9 protein-coding genes are annotated in these 7343 nt (G+C 65.3%); all 9 read left to right on the forward strand.

All coding sequences use genetic code 11. The features are described 5' to 3' along the window. Positions 1-308: 308 nt before the first annotated feature. Positions 309-995 (forward strand): hypothetical protein, encoded by a 687-nt coding sequence (locus BRO63_RS04365; protein WP_023108435.1) that lies wholly within the window; start codon positions 309-311, stop codon positions 993-995. Positions 996-1078: 83 nt separating this feature from the next. Then, on the forward strand, positions 1079-1816 hold the full coding sequence (locus BRO63_RS04370) for a DUF5983 family protein (RefSeq protein WP_023108436.1): 738 nt from the start codon (positions 1079-1081) through the stop codon (positions 1814-1816). A gap of 96 nt (positions 1817-1912) precedes the next feature. Next, positions 1913-2191: a hypothetical protein gene (locus tag BRO63_RS04375; RefSeq protein WP_023108437.1), complete on the forward strand. Its 279-nt coding sequence runs from the start codon at positions 1913-1915 to the stop codon at positions 2189-2191. A 288-nt stretch (positions 2192-2479) separates the two neighbouring features. Beyond that, positions 2480-3304, forward strand: a complete 825-nt coding sequence (locus BRO63_RS04380; protein ID WP_003050359.1) for a hypothetical protein — start codon at positions 2480-2482, stop codon at positions 3302-3304. A 123-nt stretch (positions 3305-3427) separates the two neighbouring features. Beyond that, positions 3428-3781 (forward strand): DUF3085 domain-containing protein, encoded by a 354-nt coding sequence (locus BRO63_RS04385; protein ID WP_003050357.1) that lies wholly within the window; start codon positions 3428-3430, stop codon positions 3779-3781. Positions 3782-3931: 150 nt separating this feature from the next. Continuing rightward, the gene (locus BRO63_RS04390) at positions 3932-4468 is read left to right on the forward strand and encodes an XF1762 family protein (protein WP_003050355.1); all 537 of its coding nucleotides are present in this window, start codon (positions 3932-3934) and stop codon (positions 4466-4468) included. A 228-nt stretch (positions 4469-4696) separates the two neighbouring features. Then, positions 4697-5602: a DUF3577 domain-containing protein gene (locus tag BRO63_RS04395; protein WP_003050351.1), complete on the forward strand. Its 906-nt coding sequence runs from the start codon at positions 4697-4699 to the stop codon at positions 5600-5602. Between the two features lie 144 nt (positions 5603-5746). Further along, positions 5747-6574 (forward strand): DUF932 domain-containing protein, encoded by an 828-nt coding sequence (locus tag BRO63_RS04400; protein ID WP_003050347.1) that lies wholly within the window; start codon positions 5747-5749, stop codon positions 6572-6574. A gap of 94 nt (positions 6575-6668) precedes the next feature. Then, a partial coding sequence (locus BRO63_RS04405; protein WP_088138656.1) for a DUF3275 family protein occupies positions 6669-7343 on the forward strand: 675 nt, incomplete at its 3' end.

Below are 7343 nucleotides of genomic sequence, written 5' to 3' on the forward strand. Positions count from 1 at the left end.
CAACGCGCGCGAGGGCGGTGCCATGCTCAAGCGCTGCCACTTCAACGGGTTGTCGGACTTCGACGGCCTCGATCTGCCTCGTCGCCAGGTGATCGCCAACCTGCTGCTGAACTACAGCGGTTGGTGAGCCGGTCCCTGGCACATCTTCATCACTGCGTTCACGCGACCCCATGAGGGACATGCGCCTCGTCCGAGGCCATGTCCCTCGCATTTTCTCCCCGCCCAGTGCCATCTGGCATCAGGCGGTTACTCTGCGGATGCCATCGTCCGCAAGGGCTGGCTCCGTTCATTCATCGAAAGGAGCCTTCATGGCCAACAACTACTACGAAGCCACCGGCGTTCTCGTGCTCGACCGAGTGACGCCCGTCATCCAGGCGCTGTTCGGCACCTTCGCGCTGGACGAGAGCCACCCCTGCAACGGGCAGGCCTACATCGCCCAGATCGCCGAGACCACCAATCCGCAATGGCCGGACGTGCTCGATGGCCTGGAAGGCTTTGCCACGCAACTCGGCATTCCGATGCCGGACGACGAAGGGTTGTCGATCCCGCCGCTGCTCGAATTGCTCGCCGTGCACTTCGGTGCTGATGAGGACGACGAGCTGGCGAACTTGATCGAGCGTCATTCGTTCGAGGGCACCGCCGATCTCGATGCGTTGTTTCTGATCGCCACCCGGTTCGATGACGGCCACCACCTGACCGCCATCCAGTTCGAGGGATGCTGGTATTGCAGCAAGCCGCGGCTATTCGAGTTCGGCGGCAACGGCTGCTACCTGAGCCGCGCGGTTCGCGTCATCAGCTCCTCCTCCCAGGCCCTCCAGCTCGGCGACCAATTGCGCAAGGCCATTGTGGCCGCCGACATCGAAGAGGCTTCGGCCCTGCTCGCGCTGGAGACCATCAATCTGCTGGCGGGCGTCAGCGACGAGCCATTCCGCATGAATTTGCGCCGGCGCGTCGCCGAGCGATTGGCCCAAACGCCAACGATCAGCGCCACCTGACGCTGTTCCCTTTCTTTCCACCCACCGGGGTCAATTCCCGGTGGCGGGGATTGGCTCCATCATTATTCTGTTGGAGAAATCCCATGTCCCAGAATCCCAATCCCTTTCTACGCGGCTACTGGAATCTGAAAATCGTCCGCACGCTGTCCATCAGCCACGAGGACGGAAGCCCGCATGTCTGGCTAAACATCCACCCGAGCCAGCATCACCTCTCCGACGAGGCACTGGTTTCTTCCCCCTGCATCGTCACCGGCGGCTTCGCGGTGGTCAGGACTGGCACCGAACCTGTCGGCGCCGCACTGATGGCCGAATGCGATGCCGTTGAAGGCGTCAGCGGCGAAGGCGTGGTGGGTGCCGTGGTGTACGCGATCCACGGCGACGACTTCGACGGCCGCCCCGTCCACGTCGGCGACACTTATTCGGCCGAGGCCGCACGGGAAGTCGTGCAGCGGTTGAGCTTCGAGACCGGCTACTACAGCCGGTGCTGGGAAGTCAGCAGCGCGCACATCAGCCATGAAACCGGCCAGTACCTGGCCAACCTGGCGGACCTCGCGACGCCGGAGGCCTTTTTGTTCGTTGCGTTCCGGGTTCCCTACAGCCCGGCGATCGGCGTCAAGCTGGTCTCCACGCCCTGGACGGACCAGCACCTGCAGGACGTCGAGGGGATCACCGCCGAGCAGCTTCGGCAGGAGCACCGCAGCAAGGGCATGCCGGACGACCTGGCACAGATCCTTGCACTGGCCGGCCAGGCCGACGTGCGCATCCTCATCCTCGATGCCGACGCACCCGTGTTGCCGGGCCTGCCGCTGGCCGGCGAATAGCTGCCAGACACATCTCCAGCCTTCCTTTTCATCACCGCATGCCGGCCCGTCTCCCACCAGGGAGCCGGGCCGGCGCACTTTCACAGGAGCGATCCCATGTTCCCCGACCTCATCACACCCGCATCCGACTTTGAGCACCAGCTTGGAGCCTGCGTCAACGCCATGAGCCAGGACGATGCCATCGGCCAGATCCTGGTATTCGAGCGCATGAGCGGCATGCTGCACATGCGCCATATCGCCAGCGCCGACCTGGTGGACACCGACGTGGATGACTACGAAATGGTCATCTTCGACGGTGGCAACACAAGCGGGGATACGTGGAAGCACGTGTTCTTTCCGCGTCAGCGCGAGCACTACTTCGTGTACCAAGCCTGACCCCTCCAGCCCCTTTCGAGGGGCTTTTTCTTGTATGCAGCACAGGAATGCGGGCGTGGTGCGGTGCCGTTTCCTGCGGGCAGGCCGATCACCCCGGGGCCATGCTTGCCCCATGTCCGTCGGCGCTGCCGACACATGCCCAGGCAGTCGAGACCTTCGAGGCTGCAAGCACGGGAAACCGTGCTGGTCGTTTCTTCCTACGGACCTACCGCGTCCGTCCACGCCACCCACAAGGGACCTCTCCCTTGCGGGCGGGGAATCCCTTGTTTTTCCTCAAGGAGTTTCCCCATGGACCGTTCCCTCATCAAATCCATGATGCCTTCGCTGGTCGCAGGCCATGTGCCCCGTAACGTGCGATCGTTCAAGTACCGCGTGTTCGATGATCAGCCGCTGTCCTCAACGCTGGGCTTTGCCATCGACCCCCAACCCTTCGACGGCAAGGTGGTCGCTGCGACCGACGATGCCATCGTCGTCAAGCTCAAGCCTTCCGAGTTCGCGGTGCTCGATCCCAGCCTGGTGACCACGGTTCCTGCCGAAGGCGCCAAGGTGCATGTCCAACCCTATGCCCGTCGTCGCTTCGACGGACTGCGCGCGGACACGCCGGAGGTCATCACCGAGAAGACTTCGGACGGCACGCCGTACACCATCACGAGGCACATCCTCGGCTCGGCGCCGGCCAAGCTGCCCATTCCCACGCCGCAGTGCATGGAGTTGGGCCAGCTCATCGAGCAGTTGGAAGAGATGCCGGCCCCCGATCGCTTCCGGCGCATCACCCACATGCTGGTGGATGCCGGTGCCCGCGACTTCACCTGGGTCGATCCCACGCCCTCCAAGATCATCGAGACCCCGCCGGCGATCAGCTTCACGGTCTCGACCGCGAAGTTCGAGGGCCGGGTGACGATCCTCTACGACCGCGGCGGAGACACCTACGTGGTGGAACTGCACCGTCAGAACGGTGAATCGGTCGAACTGGTCGATCGGCACGACGAGGTGTATTTCGACATGCTCGGCGAAGTGCTGGAGCGGCTCATCGACGACGGGCGCTGGCGCCAGATCGACGTGAGCATCCTCGACGCGAAGGCGGCCCGTAAGCGCCAAGCCGTCCCGGCATGACGCCCCTCGGCTGACCCGAGGCACCCGCCACGGCGTTCCAGCCATTCCGGCCGCGTGCCCTACAGGCCCTTCATCCCATCGGGTGGAGGGCCTTTCTCTTTTTTCACACAGGAGATTTCATCCATGTCACTGCGATTCAAAGGCGCCGACCTGCGCCCCGTGCTGACCGAAGCCATCGCCAATCAGTGCCGCATCGTCCTGGTCAAGGACCAGGGCGTGTACTTCCTCGCCGAGCGTGGGGAGCGTCGCCCGGATGGACGCCAGCAACTGCTCGCCTACGCCGTCGGCTGCAACCCGGACACCGACCCGTTCGATGACTGGTGGCACCTCGCCGGCCGCGAGCTGGGTGGCGACGATTTTGCGGAGTATTTCGACCCGAAGGACGGCCTGTTCACGCGCCTCCTGCACTCGGCGGACGATCTCGTGCTGTCCGCCACCGCCACGCACCTGTCCTTGGCCGTGGTGCCTCCCGCCTGAAGCGGCAACCGCCGCGCAGCCCTCGCAGCCCCCGCACCGGGGGCTTTCTTTTGTTCGCACCGCGGCCATCGCCGCGCATGCGCGTTCGTCTCCAGCCGCCAAGGCACGCCCCGCGGGCCACAGCGCCGGCATGCCACCGGAGACGACCGCATGAACACATCATCGACCTCGCCGAGGCTGCACCTGCTGCCGGTGTCGCTGCGCACGGCCAACGTCTTCGTGCTGGCACACCATCACCGTCCGGTCCAGGCTGCGAAGTTCGCCCTGGCCGTCACGCTGGTCGACAGCGACCTGATCCGCGGCGTGGCCATCGTCGGCCGGCCGGTCGCGCGGCACCTGGACGATGGCTGGACGCGGGAAGTCACACGGCTGTGCACCGACAGCACACCCAACGCCTGCAGCAAGCTATACGGCGCGGCCTGGCAGGCGGCAAAGTCGCTGGGCTACATCCGCCTGATCACCTACACCTTACCCGACGAAGGCGGCGCCAGCCCGCGCGCCGCCGGCTGGCGGCTGATTGGCGCGCGCGGCGGCGGCGCCTGGAGCCGTCCCAGCCGCCCCCTCGCCGATACCCCGAGCACCTGCGCCGCCCCAAATGCCTGTGGCAGGCGCCGGGCGGCGCGGACAAAGGGAAGCACCCGGATGCCGATTGATTGCTGCCGCGCGCGCGAGGCCCGGCCATGCTGACCCCATGCCTGCTGACGTTGTCAGCGACATGCCAGGCAACCATCGGTCTTCGAGGTTGCGGCGCAGCTCCCACTGCGTGACCGAGCCAGCTCGCACCGCATCCATCCGCGAGCGGCCACCAGCCTCTGGTGGCGGATGCTTTCGCCTTATCAACCCACCGCGGGGTTACGCACCTTCCCCGCATGCGTGGGCCGGTGTGTCTCCGCTTCATCCCAATGGAGATTCACCATGAACACCACGTCCAACGAGAAATCGTATTTCGACCTCCACACCTCGGGCATCGGCTACGTCCAGCGTGTCCGTGAAGTGCCCGTCCGGGGCGGCCGCCGTGCGCAGCCTTTCCTTGCTTGCACCATCGCCGCGCTGGTCGGCCCCGCCCGGGACCCCAGCTACCGCTACTTCGACGTCAAGGTCTCGGGTGCCGAGGCCAAGAAGCTCGTTCAGCGCTACATCGGCGTTGACGATCCCAAGCAGCGCCCGCTGGTGCGATTTCGCCTCGGTGACCTGTGGGGCGATGCGTACATCCGCGACAAGGGTGAGCAGAAGGGTCAGGCCGCCGCGTCCCTCAAGGCGCGACTGCTCAAGGCCGAACTGATCGACCGGGCCGAACTGGCTTCGATCGAGCAGCACGAGCTGATCACCCGCGGCATCGGCTATCTCAATCGTGTGAAGGACGTCACCCCAAAGGCTGGCGACTCGTTCCTCTCTTGCACCGTCGCAGCACTGGCCGGGCCTGTCGATGAACCGGAGTATCGGTACTTCGACACCATCGTCGCCACCCCGGAAGCCGAGCATCTGGTTCGCCGGTGCGTTCAGGCCATCGAGGGTGACCGCAAGGTGCTGATCGCCTTCCGTCTGAACGACATGAAGATCGATCCGTACATCCGCACCAAGGGCGAGCACGCCGGGGAACCGGCCGCAAGCCTGGAATCGACGCTGGTCCACATCGGTCTGATCAAGATCGACGGCACCCAGGTCTATCCGACGAGCCAGGCGCAACCCGAGGCGCCGCCGGCCGAAGACGCATCCGCGTCCGAAGCCGACGACGCCATCGACACGGCCACCGAGCCCGCCGAGCGCGAGCCCGAGGCGCAAGTCGAGGAGCAGGAGCCGGCATTGGCTGCTTCGTTCTGATACGGCATGGCCCCTCACGGGGCCTTGTCGCTTCTCTTCCCGCATCCGCCGCGTCCCCATGACGCGCGCTTGCGCATTTCATCCCCCGAGTTCCGCGTGGTCTCACCGCCGCGCGGTTACCGCATTTCTCAAAGGAGATCAGCCATGTCTCTGGCATCCCGTTTTGCTCCGCAATCCCCGATCCTGCGCTCCGATCGTCCACTCTCGGACGACCGCATTCGTGCCGTCGTTCCGTCGATCTTCGCCGACGCTCCGCATGGGAGCCGGTCCGATCGGTATGCCTACATACCGACCTCGACCGTGCTGACCAAGCTGCGCCAGGAGGGCTTCGAGCCCTTCATGGTGTGCCAGACACGCGTGCGCAACGAAGACCGGCGCGAGTACACGAAGCACCTCATCCGACTTCGCCATGCGAGCCAGATCAACGGCGACGAGGCGAACGAGATCATCCTGCTCAACAGCCACGACGGCACGAGCAGCTATCAGATGCTCGCCGGCATGTTCCGGTTCGTCTGCCACAACGGCCTGGTTTGCGGTGACACCACCGCCGACATCCGCGTTCCCCACAAGGGCGACGTGGCCAGCCAGGTGATCGAAGGTGCCTACGGAGTCCTCGAAGGCTTCGAGCGCGTGCAGAACGCGCGCGATGCGATGCGCACCATCACCCTCGATGAGGGCGAAGCGGAGGTCTTTGCAAACTCCGCGCTCGCACTCAAGTACGACGATCCAGCCAAGTCCACGCCTGTCACGGAGAGCCAACTGCTGGCACCCCGGCGATGGGACGACCGCAAGAACGACTTGTGGGCCGTCTTCAACCGCGTCCAGGAGAACCTCGTCAAAGGGGGCCTGAACGGACGCACGGCCAACGGCCGCAATCAGCGCACCCGTCCGGTGCAAGGCATCGACCAGAACCTGCGCCTGAACCGGGCGTTGTGGCTGCTGGCCGAAGGCATGCGCCAGCTCAAGGCGTGATGCCACGCGGACCTCGCCCACCTCGGGCGAGGCCATTTCCTCTCATCCACCGGGTGCCGTCGGCGGCCCGTCATTCATCATCAGGAGAACCATCATGGCAACCCCATCGGCTTCCGAGAAATCGGTTGCGCCCATCGTCGTCCCCGGCCAGCTCACGCTGCGTACCATCCGCGGCAAGAACGGCCCGTTCACGGTTGGCCGCCTCGCCACGCACCTCGGTACTTTCGAGGTCAAAGACCCGGAGCTGGAGCAGTACCCCGAAGGCAAGTACGACGGGGAATTCATCATCAGGTACATCTTCCCGAAGTCCTATCCGGTCGGCGGCGGCATGCGGTTCGAGATCCGTGCCAGCCTCGACGGCATGACGCTCAACGGCATCGACAAACTCAGCCGCGACGAAGCCCGCAGCTTCGCCACCCAGGACGTCGATCCGCTCGATGAAGAGCAAGGGGCGCAGCCTGCGACAACGCCGGCCAAGCCGACCAAAGCGTCCAGGCCCGCCAAGCCCGCACCCGTGCAGGCGTCCGCGGACCCGATGGTCGATACCACGCCCTTTGGCGTGGATGCGCCGCCACCTGCTGAGGCTGCTGCCCCCGGCAGCACCCAAGACGGTGACCCCGCGCTCTTCGGCCTGCTGTGGCCGCTGGGCGAGTCCGTGAAACTGGATTCGACCATCGACCGCCGCGCTTTGCGTGCACAGATCGCCCGCCTGGGCGAGCTGGGCTACGCGCTGGACTTCAAGACGCAGGAGTGGAGCCGCCAGGCCGAA

The sequence above is a fragment of the Achromobacter xylosoxidans genome, assembly GCF_002192695.1.
Classification (GTDB): Bacteria; Pseudomonadota; Gammaproteobacteria; order Burkholderiales; family Burkholderiaceae_B; genus Achromobacter; species Achromobacter xylosoxidans_C.

Bases quoted from the DNA above. Each gene is read 5' to 3' on its own strand.
- BRO63_RS04365 (WP_023108435.1), top strand. From the start codon at position 309: ATGGCCAACAACTACTACGAAGCCACCGGCGTTCTCGTGCTCGACCGA.
- BRO63_RS04370 (WP_023108436.1), top strand. From the start codon at position 1,079: ATGTCCCAGAATCCCAATCCCTTTCTACGCGGCTACTGGAATCTGAAA.
- BRO63_RS04375 (WP_023108437.1), top strand. From the start codon at position 1,913: ATGTTCCCCGACCTCATCACACCCGCATCCGACTTTGAGCACCAGCTT.
- BRO63_RS04380 (WP_003050359.1), top strand. From the start codon at position 2,480: ATGGACCGTTCCCTCATCAAATCCATGATGCCTTCGCTGGTCGCAGGC.
- BRO63_RS04385 (WP_003050357.1), top strand. From the start codon at position 3,428: ATGTCACTGCGATTCAAAGGCGCCGACCTGCGCCCCGTGCTGACCGAA.
- BRO63_RS04390 (WP_003050355.1), top strand. From the start codon at position 3,932: ATGAACACATCATCGACCTCGCCGAGGCTGCACCTGCTGCCGGTGTCG.
- BRO63_RS04395 (WP_003050351.1), top strand. From the start codon at position 4,697: ATGAACACCACGTCCAACGAGAAATCGTATTTCGACCTCCACACCTCG.
- BRO63_RS04400 (WP_003050347.1), top strand. From the start codon at position 5,747: ATGTCTCTGGCATCCCGTTTTGCTCCGCAATCCCCGATCCTGCGCTCC.